We start from the raw sequence: 16,701 nt of genomic DNA, 5'->3' as shown, positions 1-16,701 counted from the left end.
CGCCCCGCCGCCTCGGGCGCGCCCGTCGCGCCCGCCTCCGGCGCGCCCGCCGCGCCGGGTGCCCCGACCGGGGCGGGCGGTAACTGACATGGCCGTCATCGCGGTGGTCGGCGCCCCGGGGGCACCCGGTGCGACCACGACGGCGCTGGCGCTGCTGCTGGCCTGGCCGCTGCAGCCCGGCCGCCGCATCCTGCTCGTCGAGTGCGACCCGGACGGCGGCGCCGTCCTGGCCGGCGCCCTGGAGGGCCGGGTGGAGGCGGTCTACGGGCTGCGCAACCTCGCCGTGGCCGACCGGCGCGGCCTGCTCGCCCAGACCCTCTGGGAGCAGCTGATCGACATCTCGCCGGAGGGCAACGCCGAACGCCTGCTGCTGCCCGGCCTCACCGACCCCGTCCAGGCCCCCGGCCTCGCCTACACCTGGGAGCCGCTGGTGGAGGTGCTGCGCGGACTGGAGCCGCAGGGCTACGACGTCATCCTCGACCTCGGCCGCTCCGGTGCGACCGGCACCAGCGCGGTGCTGGCCCGCCGGGCGGACGTGGTCGTCGCCACCGTGCGCACCACCCTGCGCGGGCTGAGCGCGGTCAGGCCCCGGCTGGCCGCCCTCGCCGAGGACCTCGCGACCGCGGGCACCGGCTCGGACGCGCTGGGCCTGCTGCTGATCGCCGAGGGGCCGTACTCGGGGGCGGAGGTGTCCCGGGAGCTCGGGCTCCCGGTGCTCGGGCTGCTGCCGCACGCGCAGCGCACGGCCCGGGTGCTGTCGGACGGCGGGGACGTCACCGACCGGCGGTTCGTCCGTTCGGAGCTGATGCGGACGGCGCGCTCGGCGGCGGACGAGATCCAGTTGACGGTCCGCCGGCGGCGGCAGCGGCTCGCGCCCGCCCCGGCGCAGCTCGCGGCGGGTCCGGCGGGACCGGCGGCGTCGGCCGCCCCGGTGCCGGTGCCGGGAGCCGGGCCGGCCGCTCCGGTCGGGCCGCGGCCCGACGCCGCCGGGTACGACCACGCCCGCCCCGGGCCGGCCGAGCCGGCGCAGTCGGTGCAGCAGCCCGCGCAGCAGTCCGGACCGGCCTCGTACCCGCACCGGCACCAGCAGCCCCACCAGCAGCCGTACGGACCGGTGCCGCCGGTGATCACCACCGGTCCGGTGGCGCCGCTGGCCGGGCTGGCGCCGCAGCCGGCCGCCCCCGCGCCGTTCCCCGGGCACGGCGCACCGCAGCAGGCCGCGCCGTACCCGGGCGCGGACGCCGCCGCCCAGCCGTACCCGAACGGACAGCCGTACCCCGGCGTGCAGCCCCACCCCGGGCAGCCCCACCCGACCACCCAGCCCGTCGACGGGGAGGTGCTCCGTGCGCGGTAGCCCGCTGCACCAGCAGCCCGCGACCGACCCGTCGGCGCTGCCCTGGGCGACGCCGCTGCCCGGTCCGGTCCACCCGGTGGCCCCCGGCCGGGTCGTCCCGGCCGACCAGCCGCCGCCACCACCGCAGCGGCACGGCGCCCACGCGGCCCCGGCCCACGCCGCCCCTGCCCACGCGCAGCCGCAGCCGCAGCCGCAGTCCCAGGGCCCCACCGCGGTCCCCTCCCAGCTGCCTTCGCTCGACCTGCGCGGCGCCGGCACCCGCCCGGCCGTCGACCCGCAGGTCGCGCGCGAGATCAAGCGCCAGGTCGCCGCCGAACTGCACCAGCAGATCACCCGGCTGACCGCCGGCTCCGGCACCGAGCCGGACCGCGCCACCCGCCGCCAGCGCGGCCGCGCGCTGATCGAGGAGGCCGTCGCCCGTTGGTCCGACGCCTACGCACAGACCCACGGCATCCCGCCGACCCGCGACCAGGACCGCGCGCTCTCCGAGGCCGTCTTCGACCTGCTGTTCCGGGCCGGCCGGCTGCAGCCCTACCTCGACGACCCGGAGATCGAGAACATCCTGATCAACGGCTGCGACGACGTCTGGGTCTCCCGGGTCCACCAGCCGCTGCGCCAGGTCCCGCCGGTCGCCGACAGCGACGCCGAACTCGTCGAGCTGCTCCAGGACCTGGCCCGCCAGCACGGCGGCGGCGAGCGCACCCTGTCCACTGCCAGCCCGACCCTCGCCCTGCGCCTGGAGGGCGGCATGCGCCTCCAGGCGCTCACCGAGGTCACCCCCCGCCCGTACGTGGCGATCCGCCGGCACCGGGTGGCCTCGGCGACGCTGCCCGAGATGGTCCGGCTCGGCACTCTGGACACCACCCTCGCCGCGTTCCTGGCCTCGGCCATCCGGGCCCGGAAGAACGTGATGATCACCGGTACCCAGGGCGTCGGCAAGACCAGCCTGCTGCGCGCGATGGCCGCCGAGATCCCGCCGGACGAGCGGATCGGCACCCTGGAGTCGGAGTTCGAGCTCTGGCTGCACACCCTCGGCCACCTGCGCCAGGTCGTCCCGATGGAGGCCCGCGAGGGCAACGGCGAACGGGTGGACGGGCGTTCGGCGGGCGAACTGACCATCGGCGACCTCATCCCGGCCGCGCTGCGGATGACGCTCTCGCGGATCATCGTCGGCGAGGTCCGCTCCGGCGAGGTCGTCCCGATGCTGCGTGTCATGACCAACGGCGAGGGCGGCTCGATGTGCACCCTGCACGCGCGCGGCCCGCACATGGTCGTCGACCGCATCGCGGAACTCTGCCTGGAGTACGGCTCGCACATGACCGACGCGCTCGCCTACCGGCTCACCGCCAACGCGGTCGACCTCATCGTGCACGTGGCGATGGTCGACGAGACGGCCGTCGGCGGCCGCCGGCACCGCTTCGTCTCGCACGTCCTGGAGGTCGCCGGCCTCGGGGAGAGCGGCCGGCCTGCACTGAACACCGTGTTCGGGCCGCGCCCCGACCTCGGCGAGCCGCGCGCCGTCCCGCACACCCCGCCGCAGTGCCTGGACGACCTGCGCCGGGCCGGCTTCGACGCCGCGCTGCTCGGCTCCCGGTACGGCAGTTGGGCCGCGCCGCTGCAGCTCCGGATCGGCGGTGGCGCCCGATGATGCCGCTCTTCGTGCTCTGCGGGCTGGCCCTCGCGGCCGGCCTGGTCGCCCTGGTGGTCTGGGCCCGCGGCAGCGAGCCGCCCGAGGAGGGGGCGGAGGAGCAGGCCGCGCTCAACCCGCTGGCCTCCCGGCTGCACGTGTTCTGGTACGGCGCGCCCGGCACCGCCTCGCACCGGGTCGCCCGGCTGCGCCGCGTCCAGCTGCCGCTCGCGCTGATCGGGGCGCCGCTCGGCTGGCTGTTCACCGGCATCCCGCTGAGCGTGCTGCTGGTGCCGCTGGCGGTGTTCGGCCTGCCCTGGCTGTTCGACGCCACCCGCTCGGACACCGACCGGATCGAGCGGCTGGAGGCGCTCTCCGAGTGGACCCAGCGGATCGCCGACGTGCTGCTGCTCGGCGTCGGCCTCAACCAGGCCATCGTCACCAGCCGGCGCACCGCGCCCGCCGCGATCGAGGCCGAGGTCGGCGAGCTGGCCGCCCGGCTGCAGGCCCGCTGGCGGCCGGAGGAGGCGCTGCGCCTGTTCGCCGACAGCATGGCCGACGCCACCGCCGACAAGGTGCTCGCCGCGCTGCTGCTGCGGGCCGGGGACAGCGGTCCCGGCCTGGCCCGGGCGCTGGCCGACATGGCCGACTCGGTGCGCGAGGAGGTCCGCCAGCGGCGCACCATCGAGGCCGACCGGGCCAAGCACCGCACCACCATCCGCTGGCTGGTCGGCATCATCCTGCTGGTCGTGGTGGTGGGCTCGTTCAACACCGAGTACACCCGCCCGTACGGGACCGTCGTCGGGCAGGTCGTGCTCGGCGTGGTCTGCGGGCTGTTCGTCGGCGTGATCGCCTGGATGCGCGCGCTGGCCTCGTACCCGCCGGTGCCGCGGCTGCTGGAGGCGGACCGGCGCAGCCGGACCGGCCGGGTGCGGTGGCGCCGGCGTGCCGAGGGCGGCGCGGAAGCCGAGCAGGGCGTGGACGGTGCGGGCGCCGGGGCCGGCGCCGGGGCCGACGGCGGCGTGCGGCTGTTCGGGGAGGCGCGATGATCTCCCCGTGGTCCGTGCTGGCCGGCGCCGTGGCCGCGGGCGGCGTCGCCATGCTCATCTCCGAACTCCGGCCCTCGCCGCCCGACCTGGGCCAGGCACTGGACAGGCTGCACCGCACCCCGGACGAGCGCCCGCTCGACCCGGACGAGCGGCCGCGCTGGTTCGACCGGCTCGGCGAGCGCTCCGTCGGCCTGCGCGGGGTGCGCGTCCCGGAGCGCGAACTCGCGCTGATCGGCCGCACCCCGGCCCGGTTCATGGTGCACAAGCTGCTGTTCGCGCTGCTCGGGCTGGTGCTGCCGCCGTACCTGCTGGTGGTGGCGCTGCTGATGGACCTGAGCCTGCCGTTCGCGCTGCCGCTGGTGGTCGGTCCGCTGCTGGCCGCGCTGCTCTGGTTCGTCCCGGACGCGATCGTGCGCGGTGAGGCCAAGGAGGCGCGGGTCGAGTACCTGCACGGGATCGCCGCCTACCTGGAGCTGGTCGCGATGGAACGGGCCGCCGACCTGGGGCCGGCCGAGGCGCTGCGCCGGGCCGCCGCGGTCGGGCGCGGCGCGGTGTTCCGCCGGATCCGCGACGCGCTGGACCGGGCCGCCACCGACCGGCTGCCGCCGTGGGCCGGGCTGGACGCGCTGGCCGTGGAGCTGGGCCTCACCCCGCTCCAGGACCTCGCCGACATCATGCGGATCTCGGGCACCGACGGGGCCGCCGTCTACGACACGCTGCGGGCCCGGGCCAAGGGCCTGCGCGGCGAGCTGATGGCCGAGGACCTGGCCCGGGCCAACGCCGACAGCGAGCGGATGGTGGCGCCGGGATCGGCCCTGACCCTGCTGATGACCGTTCTGATCATCTTCCCCGCGCTCTTCAAGATGCTCAACTGAACCGCCCCCGCGGAGGTCAGCGCCTCCGTCACCACACCTCACCCCTGGGAGAACCCGATGAGCGATCAGCTCAAGTCACTGGTCGGACGATTGGCGGGCGCGATGCTGCTGCCGATCCAGTTCGCCCTGATGCTGTTCCACTTCCGGATGGGCCGCGCCAAGGCCGCCCGGGCGCGCGGCGACAAGGGCGCCATCAGCATCGAGCTCGCGCTGGCCGTCATCGCGCTGGTGTTCATCGCGGGCCTGGTGACGGTCGCCCTGGTCAAGCTGAAGGACAACGTCGTCAAGAAGGTCGAGGAGGACCCGAACTACCCCCACGGCGGTGCGGCCACCTGATGACCCGCCGTCGCCGCCTCCGCCGTTCCGACCGGGGGTCGATGAGCCTGAGCCTGGCCATCGTCTTCCCGGTCGTCCTGATCCTCCTGCTGGCCGTCGCCCAGACCGGGCTGTGGTGGTTCCAGCGCCAACTCGCGCTCAGTGCTGCCCGCGAGGGCGTGGACGCGGGGCGGATGCAGGGACAGCGGAGCGACGAGCAGAAGAACGAGGCGGCGCGCCGGCAGGCGGACGACTTCCTCAACCGGCAGGGCAACCGGGACCACCGGGTCGTCACGGACGGCAGCTCGCCGGTGCTGATCCGGGTGACCGTGGAGGTGAAGGCGCCGGTGATCGTGCCGTTCATCACGCCTCCGACCGTCACCCAGTTCGCCGAGGCGCCGCGCGAGCGCTTCGTCCCGCCGACGGAGGTGGGGCCGTGAGTGCCCGGGTGCGGCTCCGGGCCGCGCGGTCGGCCGGGTGGGCGCGGCGGTTCGCCGTCCGCCGCCCCACCCGGTTGGCGCGCCGCGGCGACGGCGGGAGCACCGCGGTCGAGGCGGCGATCATCGCGCCCGCCGTGGTCGCGCTGATCCTGGTCGCGGTCGCGGCGGGCCGGGTGCAGACCGCCGGCGGCACGGTGGAGGCGGCGGCCCGCTCGGCCGCCCGGACGGCCTCGCTGGCGCGCAGCGTGGACGGGATGGACGGCGCGGCGAAGACCGCCGCCGAGCGCGTCCTGGAGCAGCAGGGCGTGCACTGCCGGAGCAGCAAGGTGGACGTCGGGCACGGCGAACTGGTCAGCCACGGGGCGACCCTGACGACGGTCGAGGTGACGGTGCGGTGCGAGGTCGGCCTGGGCGATCTGGTCGGCGGGCCGGACGTTCCGCTGACGAAGACGCTCACGGGGCGGTTCGTCTCGGTGGTCGACCGGTACCGGGGCCAGTGAGGCGTGGACGGGGTGGAGATGTGTCAGGTCATGGGTCGGGTGGTGACGGGGTTGTGAGCGCGAGCGGGCCGGGCGGGGATTGGGGAGCCGTCGGGCGGGGGAGACGCATCCGGAGGGCGCCCGGGGGAGGGCGGACGGACCGGTGGGGAGGGAACGCCATGGCACGCGGACGCGCGGTGCGGCGGTTCCGCCGCGCCCGGCTCGGCGGGCCGCTCGGCGGGCGTACCGACCGGGGCGCGCTGTCGATCTTCGTCGCCCTGTGCGCGGGCGCGGTGGTGCTGGTCATCGCGCTGGTCGTCGACGCCGGCGGCAAGCTGCGGCTGGCGGAGCAGGTGGACGGCTACGCCCAGGAGGCCGCCCGGGTGGGCGGTCAGCAGCTCGACGAGGCGGCCCTGTTGCAGGGCCAGGGGTACAAGGTGAAGCGGGCGTACGTGGAGGAGGCGGCCAACAGCTACCTCCGGCTGTACGGCCTCAGCGCCTACCGGGTGGAGTTCCTGGACGGCGGTGCCACCGTCGAGATCACGGTGCAGGCCGAGTTCCGCCCCATCATGCTGGGCGACCTCGCGAAGCGGAAGGTCACGGGCAAGGGGAGAGCCACCCTCGTCCACGGAGTCAAGGAAGCGGAGACCGACTGATGGCCGCGCCACGCGTCAAGGACCAGACCCGTGCCGGGCGTCCGGCCCGGGGTGTGCCCACCGCCACCCCCGCGTCCGGCCGGCGGCCGGCGCCGCAGCCGCCCCGTCGGGCGGGCGGCGGCCGCGGCCGGGGCGGCGCCGTGCTGGCCGCGCTCGCGGCCCTGATCACCCTGCTGGGCCTGCTCGTCGGCCTCCCCGCGGTGCTGCTGTACGGCACCGGCGCGGTGGCCGACATGGGCCCGCTCGCCCCCGACGGCCTCGGCGCGCTGCTGACCAGCCCCGACGACGGGCGGCTGTTCCTGTGGCTGCTGGTGGTGGTCGGCTGGGTCGGCTGGGCCTGCTTCGCGGTCTCCGTGCTGCTGGAGATCCCGGCGCAGCTGCGCGGCCGGGTGGCCCGGCGGATCCCGGCCTTCGGCTGGAGCCAGCGGGCCGCGGCCGGTCTGGTCGGCGCGGTGATCGCGCTGCTGCCGGTGGCCGGCGGGGCCTTCGCCGCCACCACCGAGCACCCGCAGGCGGCCACCGCTGCGACGGCCCAGGTCACGGCCGGAGTGCAGCACGCGCTGCCGGCCGCCGCGCAGGCCGCTCCGGCGCTCGCGCCCGCCGCCGATCCGCAGGCCGGCTACACGGTGCGGGACAGCCGCCCCGCCGACAGCCTCTGGTCCATCGCCGAGCGCCAACTGGGCTCCGGCGAGCGCTGGGTGGAGATCGCCAAGCTCAACGACGGCCGGGTGATGGACGATTCGGGCACCCGCTTCGACGCGGACCGGCCGATCCACCCCGGCTGGACCCTGCTGATGCCGGCCGACGCCAAGCCCGACACCGCGCCCGCACCGGCTCCGGCTCCGGCCCCGGCGGGGACGCCGCAGACCGGCACGCCCGGCACCTCCGGTGGTGCGGTCCAGGGCGGCGGCACCGTCACCGTCCAGGAGGGCGACAGCCTCTCGGCCATCGCCGAGCGGTCGATGGGGGACGCCGAGGCCTGGCCGCAGCTGTTCGAGGCCAACAAGGGCGCCCAGGCGCCGGACGGCGAACGGCTCACCGACCCGGACGTCGTCGCGCCGGGCATGGTGCTCACCCTGCCTGGGGCGGCCGCGCCCGCCCCGGCCCCCGCCGCCGACCAGGCCCCCGCGCCGACCGCCGAGCCCGCGCCCGCCCCGACCCCGCCGCCGCCCGCGCCGGGCACCCAGGCCCCCTCGGCGCCCGCCGCCGAGACGCCCGCCCAGCCCCCCGCTGGACAGCCGTCCGCGCAGACCCCGGCGCCCGGCCAGCCGTCCGCGCCCGCCGGGCAGACCGACGCCCAGGCGCCCGCCGCCCACGCCGAGCAGGCCCCGGACGACGACTACACCGTGGCGCTCGCCGCCTCCACCGTCGGCGTCCTGCTCGCCGCGATCATGGTCGGCACCGTCGCCCGCAAGCGCGGCGGCCAGCTGCGCGCCCGCCGTCCCCGGCACCGCATCGCCCTGCCCGCCGCCCCGGCCGCCGCCTTCGAGGCCGAGCTGAAGGCCCGCCAGGACGACGCCGGCCTCGACCTGCTCGACCGCGCCCTGCGCAGCATGGCCCGCAACACCGTGCGCGGCGGCAAGCGGCTGCCCGCGATCGTCGCCGCCCGGATCACCCCCGGCCGCACGATCGAGCTGCACCTCTCCGGGGCCGCCGCCCCCATCGCGCCGTTCCGCGCCGCCCACGCGCCCGACATCTGGTGGTGCGCCGCCGACTCCGACGGCCTGCTCTCGCCGGGCCAGGCGCGCAAGACCGCCGCCCCCTACCCGGCGCTGGTCACCCTCGGCTCCTCCGCCGACGGCTCGGTGATCCTCGCCGACCTGGAGACCGTCCGGCTGCTGCACCTCTCCGGCCACCCGGACGACGCCCGCGACGTGCTGCGCACCCTCGCCCTCGAACTCGCCCACAGCCCGCTCGCCGACCGCCTCCACCTGCACCTGGTCGACCTGGCGGAGGAGGTGCCGATCAGCGGCCCGGCCGCCGAGCGGATCCACCGCCACACCACTCTGGAGGCCGCGCTCGCCGCCCTCGGCCCGCGCACCGCCAAGGCCCGCGCGACCCTGGTCGCCGCCGAGTCCGCCAGCCCCCGGGACGCCCGCAGCCGCGGCCTGGCCGACGAGTCCTGGGTCCCCGAGATCGTGCTCTGCGCCCACCAGCCCGGCGGCGAGGTCCCGGCCGAACTGGGCCGGCTGCTCGACGCCCGCCCGCGCACCTGCGTCGCCGTGGTCACCCGCGCCCCCGAGCGCGGCACCGGCCCGGTCGCCCGCTGGACCCTCCCGGCCACCGGCCAGGCCACCATCCCCGGCCTGCACCTCACCCTGGAGCTCCAGCGCCTGACCACCGGCCAGTACGAGCAGGTCACCGAGCTGCTGCGGACCGCCGACGACGCCACCCAGCACCCCGCCCCCGCCTGGACCCTGGACGGCGAGGAGCTGGAGCCGGCCGACCTGCCGGTGCCCGTCCCGGTGCTCGCGGGCGTCGGCGCGGCCGCCGGCCCCGGCGGGGACGGCCCGGCGGGCTTCTCGTTCGCCGCGCTGGACGCCGCCTTCGGCGGGCCGGACGAGGCGGACGACCCGGACGCGGACGCCGACGGCGGCCCCGGGACGGCCGGCCCGCGCCTGCTGGCCCGGGTGATCGGCACGGGCGCCAGCCCGTTCGCCGGCACCGACCCGGCCTCGCCGCTCCAGGGCGCCGCCGGACCGGCCGCGCTGCCCGCTCCGCGCCACCTCGTCAACGGGCTCGGCCGCCAGGCCGGCGCCTCCGTCGTGCCGGCCGGCCCGGCCGCCGCGTTCCCGGTCGCCGGGTTCCCGGCCGCGCCGGTGACGGGGGAGCCCGCGGCGAACGGTTCCCAGGGCTTCGACGGGGACGAGACGACGCAGAACCTCGGCCTGCCGGGTCCCGCCGCGCTCGTCGAGCCCGTTGCGCCTGTCGAGCCCGTCTCGTCCGTGGAGCCCGTCGCGCCCGTCTCGTCCGTGGAACCCGTCTCGTCCGTGGAGCCCGTCCAGTCGGTGGCGCCCGTGGCCCCGGCGGCCCCGGCGGTCCCCGCTCCGGCGCCCGCCCTCGACGCGGCGCCCGTTCCGGCGGCCATCCCCGCGCCCGCTCCGGTCCCGGAGCCCGAGCGGATCCCCGAACCGGTGCCGACGCACGACCCGGCCCCCGCTCCCACCGCCGCCGCCCCGCGCGTCCCGGCCCGTCCCGAGCCCGGCCCCGCCGCCGCCCCGGTCGCCCGCACCGCCTCCGGCCGCAGCGACAGCGACGACCTGCTCGCCATCCTCCGCTCCCCGGAGGCGCACGCCACCCGCAGCACCCCCCGGATCCGCCTGCTCGGCCCGGTCGACGTCGCGGGCACCGGCGGCAGCGCCGAACCCGGCACCGTGGACCGGCTCACCGAACTCGCCGCCTACCTGGCCCTGCGCCCCGGCGCCGACCACACCGCCCTCGACCACGACCTGCACCCCGGCGCGGCCCACCTCGACCCGCACCCCACCGCCGCCGACGCCCGCAGCCCGCTGACCGACAAGCTCGCCGACCTGGCCGCCTGGCTGGGCACCGCCCCCGACGGCCGACCGTTCCTGCCCACCGACGCGGCCGACGGCTACACCTTCGCGCCCGCCGTCACCTGCGACTGGGACGAGTTCCGCAGCCTCTACCGGCGCGGCATGCGCAGCACCAGCGCCACCGCCGACGCGGCCCTCGCCCACGCTCTCGCCCTGGTCCGCGGCGCCCCGTTCGCCGAGGCCCCGCCCGCCTCCTACGGCTGGGCGGAGGGCGAACGGCAGGACATGATCGCCGCGATCGTCGACACCGCCCACGAACTTGCCGCCCGCCGCCTCCAGTACGGCGACCACCGCAGCGCCGAGGCCGCCGTCTTCCGCGGCCTCGCCGTCGCCCCGGACGTCGAACTGCTGCACCGCGACCTGTTCTACGCCTACGCCTCGGCGGGTGCCAGGGACCAACTCCTGCGCGCCGTCAACCGCCTGGACGCCCTCAGCCGCCGCACCGGCCGCGACCTGGACGCCGACACCGTGGCCCTCCTCCGCGACCTCCTCGCCGGCTCCTGACCCACCGCCCCACCCACCCGGCCCCCGGCCCGGAGTGGAAAGTCGGCCCACCCGACTTCCCACTCCGGGCCGGCGCCGTAGCCGGGCTCCCCTCCCGGTGGGCCTCGCGCCCGTCGTCCGCCGAGTGGCCCCGACCTGGAGCAGGAAGTCGGTGCGGTCGACTTCCCACTCCGACCTCCCGGGTCCGCGTACCTGTCGCTCGGCCCCTTGCCGGACTCCTGGTCCGCAGCTGCCGGGCGCCCCGGACGGCCCTGACCACGGCCACCCGAGGCATCGCCTGCCCGCCACCTCTCGTATGCGGACGCCCCCTGCCCGGCGTGGAGTGGGAGGTCGGGTGGGTCGACTTCCTGCTCCTGTTGGTCTCCCTGCCCGGTCGGGCTGCCCGCCGGGGCCGTGTTCCGGGGTGTCATCGGGCGTCGTGGGTCCGGTGGTCCGGGTGCCGAGGGGAGTGGGCGGGCGTTGGTGGGTCGTGCGGGGTGAGGTGGGTCCTTGCGGGGGTGCGGTAGACGGCGTGTCAACGTCGACCCGGCCTGGATCGGGTGTGGCGGGATCTCGTAGGGTGGCGCACACGGGTGTGGTGGCAGTTACCACGCGGGGTAGAGGCAGCAGACGCCGCTGGGCGGCGGGGCGGGGCGGTGACCTGGAGATGGCGGAGACGAGGGCGGTCCCCGGAGGTCCCGAGTCCGTATCCGACGCGGGGCCCCGGGACGCCGTACCGCCGCCGTCCGCGCGCAACGCCTACGAGGAGCACCCGCCCGGGCCGGCCGCCCTGTACGAGCCCCCTGCCCCCGCCCCCGGACCGGTGCCCGGACCGCCTGCGCCGTCCACCGGATGGACCGTCACCGGCATGCCCGCCATGGGCGGCGCCCCCGTCGGACCGGCTGTTCCGCCGGTGTTCACGGCCCCCGGCACCACTCCCGCGCACGGCCTGCCCGGCTTCGGCGGCCTGGGCGGCGGGCCGCGCGGCCGGATCCTGGTGGTCGAGGGCGGCTACGGCACCTCCGGCCGCCGCACCTGGGGCCGCGGCGGCCCGGCGCAGGCGCCGGTGCTGTCCGCGATGCTCGCCGCCGTCTCCCCGCAGGTGCTGCTCGCCGCCGACACCGTCGACGCCGTCCACCTGCCCGGCGCCAGCGACCCGCACACCGTCCTCGCCCATCTGCGCGCCGCCGCCCGCCACCCCGGTCCGCTGCTCGTCCACCTCGGCGGACACCTGCTCGCCGACAAGCGCGGCGGCCAACTCCACCTCACCCTGCGGGACTCCAAGCCCGGCAGCATCCGCCAGGACGGGCTCGCCTGGCAGGCGATCGCCGGAGAGCTGCGGAACCGCCCGGCGGACTGGCAGACCCTGGTCATCGCCGACCTGAGCGCCGACCAGAACGCCTGGCCGCTGCTCCAGGGCGCCGCCCCGGCGCTCGGCGACGGCCTGCCGCTGTGGGCCGTCATCAGCCCCGACCCGGAGCAGATCGGCACGTTCACCCGCGCGCTGATCGAGGCCCTGCACGGCGGCCGCCCGGGCGCCGAGGCCGTCCTGGCCCCCGAGCAACTGAGCCAGCAGGTCTACTCGGTGCTCCGCCCCGACGTGATCGTGCTCAGCACCCACGCGCCGGACCGACCGGTGTTCCGCAACACCGCCCGCCGCGGCGAGGGCCCGTTCCCGGAGGCCTTCCCGTACGAGGGGCCGACCCCGGCCGCCCTGCTGCCCCGCCCGGCCGAGCCGGAGGAGGCCACCTGGACGGAGGAGCGCCCCTGGGGCGGTGCGCCGCACGAGGCCGTCCCGCAGGACGCCGCGCCCCAGGATGCTGCTGCCCAGGGCGCGGTGCCGCAGGACGTGGTGCCGCAGGACGCGGTGCCGCCGCTCCGCCCGGCCGTCGTCCTGGACAAGCCGACCGTCGTCGTGGCCGCCCCGGTGCCCGAGCGACTGCTTCCCGAGGTGTCGTCGCCCGAGGGGCCGCTTCCTGAGGGACCGGTGAACCTGGTCAAGCCCGGTGTGCCGCCCACGCCGCCGCTCCCGCCGCAGCCGGTCGACCTGGTGAAGCCCGGGGCCTGGCAGCCGCCGGCCCCCGAACCCGAGCCCGAGCCGGCGCCGGTCGACGAGCCCGCTCCCGCGCCCGCCGACGAGGTCGAGCCCGAGGCAGAGGTCGAAGCAGAGGTCGAGGCAGAGCCTGAGACTGAGGCTGCCGAGTCCGCTCCGGCCGCCGAGCCCGCCCCCGAGCCGGACCTCTCCGAGCCCCGCGCCGACTACCGCGAGGTGATCGGCCGGATCGTCCGCAGCGCCGACGCGGGCGACCACGCGGCCGCCACCGACCTGGCCTTCGCCCTCGAACTGGAGGCGATCGCCGAGCACGGCCCGGTCTCCGCCCCGGTGCTCCAGGTCCGTCAGGTCCGCGCCCACGTCTCCCGTCTGGCCGGGCGGCCGGCCGAGGCGGCCGACATCTACCGCGAGGTCGCCCTCTCCCTGCTGCGCAGCCACGGGGCCGAGCACCCGGAGACCCAGCATGCCGCGACCAACGCCGAGGCCTGCTGGCGGGCGATCGCGGACCGCACGGAGGCGCTCCGGATCGCCCCGGAGATCATCGAACTGCGCGCCCACCTCCCGGGCCCCGACGGCCGCAAGCTCCGTGCCGCCGAACGCCACCTCGCGGCTCTCGCCGCCGACCGTCCCGACCCCGCCTGATCCGGGATGGGCATCCTGTCGGCGTTCGCGAACGCCGTGACCCGGTGGCAGGAGAACCGCCGCCACGCCGAGCGCTCCCTGCGGACCGGTGAGCCCTGGCCGCCGACGGACGTGGCGGAGTTCGTCGGGGCGGTCGAGGCGTCGGGTCTCTTCGAGTCGGTGGAGGTGGTGCCGGTCGAGCCGCCGCGACTCGTCGATCTCCACCTGGAGGCTTCGGAGGACCATTTCTTCATCGTGATGGTGGTGGACGGCTACAGCGCCTGCCGGATCATGTTCGACGCCTACGTCTTCGACTGGGTGCCGACGTGCCTCGCGCTCGAATTCCTTCAGGCCGTCATCGCCGGCGAGGTCGAGGTGACCCTGTCGCCGTCGGGCGGGCACGTGCTGTTGGGCGTCCCGTTGGACGGGGAGGGGACCTGGGAGGACTCCCGGGTCTTCCGGGGCGGGTTCGAGCCGTGGGAGGCCCGGGCGATGGCCCGGGGCAGGGCGCCGGACCACTGACGGACCGGGAAAACCGGGCGACCACGTACCGGAGGCCGCCTATGCTCACCGCCGTGGACGATGAGCTGTCGAGGATCCTGACGACGCCGCTGACCAGCCGGAACGCTCTGAAACTGGAGAGGCTGGCGCGCCGTCGCCTCAAGCACGGCGAGGCGGCCTTCGTGGCGGACCTCGGCATCGGGCTGGCCCGGCACCACCGCTCGGCGGCGGAGTTCGAGGGCCTCTTCGACCGGCTGGCGCGGCTGCTCGCGGTGACACCGGGGGCCGAGCCCGTCGGGCAGTTGCTGCGGATGCTCGCCGCGGCCGGGCCGGGTGACCCGGAGCACGCCCGCTACGTGGCCTCGGTGCTGGCCTCGTGTCAACGGCCGGCCGATCTGGCGGTGGTGTTCGAAGAGGCCGGCGAGGCCGGAGCCGCCGCAGAGGAGTTGCGGGCCTGCCTGGTCCACGAACTGGTGCTCAGGGGCGCCCCGGTCCCGGAGCTGCCGGGCATCGCCGGGTGGGCGACCTCGCCACACTGGCGCCGGCACCCCCTGGGCGGCCTGCCCCTGACCCCGATCGCGGCGGAGTCCGAGCCGGATCTGCCGCACTACGGGGTCGACGGCAGCAGCTACGGGCTGCCGTACGGGGATCCGGAGGATCGCTACCCGGCGCCCCGGCGGGTCGATGCGGTGCCGGAGGCGGTGGAGACGACGACCGCCGCGATCGCCGAGGCCCTTGCGGCACCGGTGGCCAACTGGGTGGACGAGGAGGAGTCGGAGACCCGCATCGAGGCGCGGACCTTCGCGTTCGCGGAGCCCCTGGAGCCGGACGCGGTGCCGCACGCCCTCGTCGCGCTGCGCCCGGACTGCCTGGCGGACCTGGGGGAGCTGCCGAGGCCGGGGGAGGAGACCGCGTTCGGCGTGGTCGCCGTCGAGCCGGCCGAGGTCTGGCAGGTGCTGTTCGGCGCGGCGTCCACCGGCGGCCCGTACGAGTCCGGCTGCTACGGCGCGTACGGCCGCCTCCACGCCTGGCGCGCGCTGGCGGAGCTCGCCGGGGCGCCGGCGGACGCGTCGCCGGGTGAGTTGGAGGAACACGTCCGCCGCTGCGCCTGGTACCGGTTCGCCGCTGACACCCCGTGGTTCCACCGGGTGGTATGGGACCTCGGTGTGCTGGCCGTCGGCCAGGACCGCCGCCGACTGGCCTTCCTCGCTGCGACGGCGACCGACTGACGGAGTGGGAAGTCGGCGGGTCCGACTTTCCCCTCCTCGCCTCACGACTTGAGTTCGCCTATGGGCGAATGTCTAGCGTCGATGCCATGACGACAGACAACCTTGATGAACGGTTCCGGATCGCCGTGGTGATCGGGAGCGTGCGCAGCCCCAGACTGGCTGATCCTCTCGCTGCCTGGCTGGAGCGCGAGCTCAGTGCGGTCGACTGGGTCGACCTGGACATGATCGACCTTGCCGCTGTCTCGCTGCCGATGCACGAGTTGAAGCCGGGCGGGTCGGCCGCGTCCCCGATCGCCGGTCGGCTCGCCGACGCCGACGGATTCGTGCTTCTCACACCGGAGTACAACCACAGCTTCCCGGCACCGTTGAAGAACGCGATCGACTGGCACTTCACGGAATGGGCGTACAAGCCGGTCGCGTTCGTCGGGTACGGCGGTTCCGGCGGTATCAGGGCCGTCGAGCACCTGCGGACGGTCTTCCCCGAACTGCGCGCCACCACGGTGCGGGAGTCGGTGCTCCTGCCGATGGCGTGGGAGCACCTCGACGCCGAGGGCCGATTCGTTCCTCCACCGGGTACGGAGCGAGCGCTGCACGCGACGATGAACGAGTTGCGCACGTGGGCCCGGGCGCTGCGCTCCCTTCGGCGCGGGCAGAGCGGGCCGGGCGGGCGTGAACAGGAGGACCGGACGGGGACCGCGCGCCGTACCGCCGTGATACTGGACCGGTAGTACTCATCGGCGAGCGGGGGACGTGCACCATGACCATCACCGAGCACCCCGGTCGTGGGTCGAGCCACGCCTCACTCACGGTCGGGCAGGTGGCCAGGGCCGCGGGCGTCACGGCCAACGCCGTCCGCTTCTACGAGCGCTACGGTGTGATCAGCGCCTACCGGAACAGCGGCAACGCCCGTCGCTTCACCGCCGACGCGGTCTGCCGGATCAAGCTCGCACTCGCCGCCCAACGTGTGGGAATCACACTCAGGGAGAGCGCCGACATTCTTGCCGGTGTGCCGCCCCTGTCACCGGATCTCGGCCAGTGGGCTGCCGCGGGCGAGGAACTCGTCCGCATCGGCCGCGTCCGCATCAGCGAGCTTCAGGCGACTGTGAACGCCATGGAATCGCTGGAGTTCCTGCGGTCCGACCCCGTGGGGAGTCAGCCGCAGAGGGTCGTCGCGGGCAGGTGAACCGTGGACGGACCGCGCTGGCGAGTCGCCCACGACGCCAGGCCGCCGAACACGACGAGTGAGGCCAGGAGTTGCGCGAGCATGGCGGGCGGATCCGCCTCGTCCTCCAGCTCGCCCTTCTCCTGCGCCTCCATCAACCGCCCTGCCAGTTCCCAGCCGTGGGGGCCCCCGCGGCCCGCGGCGGGCCCGCGGGGCGGCGGCCACACACAGGTCCGGCCGCCAAGCGCGGGGCGGTGTTTGGAGAGTCAGCCCCCAAACGGCCCGGAGGAAAGAGCCCGG

General features: G+C 76.3%; 15 protein-coding genes. 14 read left to right on the top strand and 1 reads right to left on the bottom strand.

The features are described from left to right. Positions 1-88: 88 nt before the first annotated feature. The 14 genes from ACFVFS_RS38430 to ACFVFS_RS38365 all read left to right on the top strand — a co-directional run bounded on the left by ACFVFS_RS38430 (position 89) and on the right by ACFVFS_RS38365 (position 16,422). Positions 89-1,354: a hypothetical protein gene (locus tag ACFVFS_RS38430; RefSeq protein WP_380629660.1), complete on the top strand. Its 1,266-nt coding sequence runs from the start codon at positions 89-91 to the stop codon at positions 1,352-1,354. Continuing rightward, positions 1,344-3,002: a CpaF family protein gene (locus ACFVFS_RS38425; RefSeq protein ID WP_380629659.1), complete on the top strand. Its 1,659-nt coding sequence runs from the start codon at positions 1,344-1,346 to the stop codon at positions 3,000-3,002. Before ACFVFS_RS38430 ends, ACFVFS_RS38425 begins: the two co-directional genes overlap by 11 nt. Further along, the gene (locus ACFVFS_RS38420; RefSeq protein ID WP_380629658.1) at positions 2,999-4,030 is read left to right on the top strand and encodes a type II secretion system F family protein; all 1,032 of its coding nucleotides are present in this window, start codon (positions 2,999-3,001) and stop codon (positions 4,028-4,030) included. Before ACFVFS_RS38425 ends, ACFVFS_RS38420 begins: the two co-directional genes overlap by 4 nt. Further along, complete coding sequence (locus ACFVFS_RS38415) at positions 4,027-4,905, top strand: hypothetical protein (RefSeq protein ID WP_380629657.1); 879 nt, start codon at positions 4,027-4,029, stop codon at positions 4,903-4,905. The genes ACFVFS_RS38420 and ACFVFS_RS38415 overlap by 4 nt, the downstream gene beginning before the upstream one ends. Before the next feature lie 57 nt (positions 4,906-4,962). After that, positions 4,963-5,241 (top strand): hypothetical protein, encoded by a 279-nt coding sequence (locus ACFVFS_RS38410; protein ID WP_380629656.1) that lies wholly within the window; start codon positions 4,963-4,965, stop codon positions 5,239-5,241. A 41-nt stretch (positions 5,242-5,282) separates the two neighbouring features. After that, positions 5,283-5,660, top strand: coding sequence for a TadE/TadG family type IV pilus assembly protein (locus ACFVFS_RS38405; RefSeq protein ID WP_380629654.1), 378 nt, complete (start codon positions 5,283-5,285; stop codon positions 5,658-5,660). Continuing rightward, positions 5,657-6,160 (top strand): TadE/TadG family type IV pilus assembly protein, encoded by a 504-nt coding sequence (locus tag ACFVFS_RS38400; RefSeq protein WP_380629653.1) that lies wholly within the window; start codon positions 5,657-5,659, stop codon positions 6,158-6,160. The genes ACFVFS_RS38405 and ACFVFS_RS38400 overlap by 4 nt, the downstream gene beginning before the upstream one ends. A gap of 158 nt (positions 6,161-6,318) precedes the next feature. Continuing rightward, positions 6,319-6,795, top strand: a complete 477-nt coding sequence (locus tag ACFVFS_RS38395; protein ID WP_380629652.1) for a hypothetical protein — start codon at positions 6,319-6,321, stop codon at positions 6,793-6,795. Next, a complete protein-coding gene (locus ACFVFS_RS38390; protein ID WP_380629651.1) occupies positions 6,795-10,856 on the top strand; it encodes a LysM peptidoglycan-binding domain-containing protein in 4,062 nt (1,353 codons plus the stop codon). Before ACFVFS_RS38395 ends, ACFVFS_RS38390 begins: the two co-directional genes overlap by 1 nt. Positions 10,857-11,703: 847 nt before the next feature. Next, complete coding sequence (locus tag ACFVFS_RS38385) at positions 11,704-13,530, top strand: hypothetical protein (RefSeq protein WP_380629650.1); 1,827 nt, start codon at positions 11,704-11,706, stop codon at positions 13,528-13,530. Positions 13,531-13,536: 6 nt separating this feature from the next. Then, positions 13,537-14,031 (top strand): hypothetical protein, encoded by a 495-nt coding sequence (locus tag ACFVFS_RS38380; protein ID WP_380629648.1) that lies wholly within the window; start codon positions 13,537-13,539, stop codon positions 14,029-14,031. Between the two features lie 53 nt (positions 14,032-14,084). After that, positions 14,085-15,239, top strand: a complete 1,155-nt coding sequence (locus ACFVFS_RS38375; RefSeq protein ID WP_380629647.1) for a DUF6183 family protein — start codon at positions 14,085-14,087, stop codon at positions 15,237-15,239. Between the two features lie 86 nt (positions 15,240-15,325). Continuing rightward, the gene (locus ACFVFS_RS38370; RefSeq protein WP_380629646.1) at positions 15,326-15,967 is read left to right on the top strand and encodes an NADPH-dependent FMN reductase; all 642 of its coding nucleotides are present in this window, start codon (positions 15,326-15,328) and stop codon (positions 15,965-15,967) included. Positions 15,968-15,996: 29 nt separating this feature from the next. Then, positions 15,997-16,422 (top strand): MerR family transcriptional regulator, encoded by a 426-nt coding sequence (locus ACFVFS_RS38365; protein WP_380629645.1) that lies wholly within the window; start codon positions 15,997-15,999, stop codon positions 16,420-16,422. Here the strand turns inward: ACFVFS_RS38365 and ACFVFS_RS38360 are convergent. Further along, positions 16,392-16,556 carry a hypothetical protein gene (locus ACFVFS_RS38360; RefSeq protein WP_380629644.1) on the bottom strand — a complete coding sequence of 55 codons (165 nt, stop codon included), beginning with the start codon at positions 16,554-16,556 and terminating at the stop codon, positions 16,392-16,394. The two genes, ACFVFS_RS38365 and ACFVFS_RS38360, sit on opposite strands and share 31 nt — an antisense overlap. Between the last annotated feature and the right edge of the window lie 145 nt (positions 16,557-16,701).

It is taken from the genome of Kitasatospora sp. NPDC057692, from assembly GCF_042799475.1.
Taxonomy (GTDB): Bacteria; Actinomycetota; Actinomycetes; order Streptomycetales; family Streptomycetaceae; genus Kitasatospora.
Note: the sequence above shows the minus strand (reverse complement) of the source record. Positions and strands in the feature narration are given on the sequence as shown.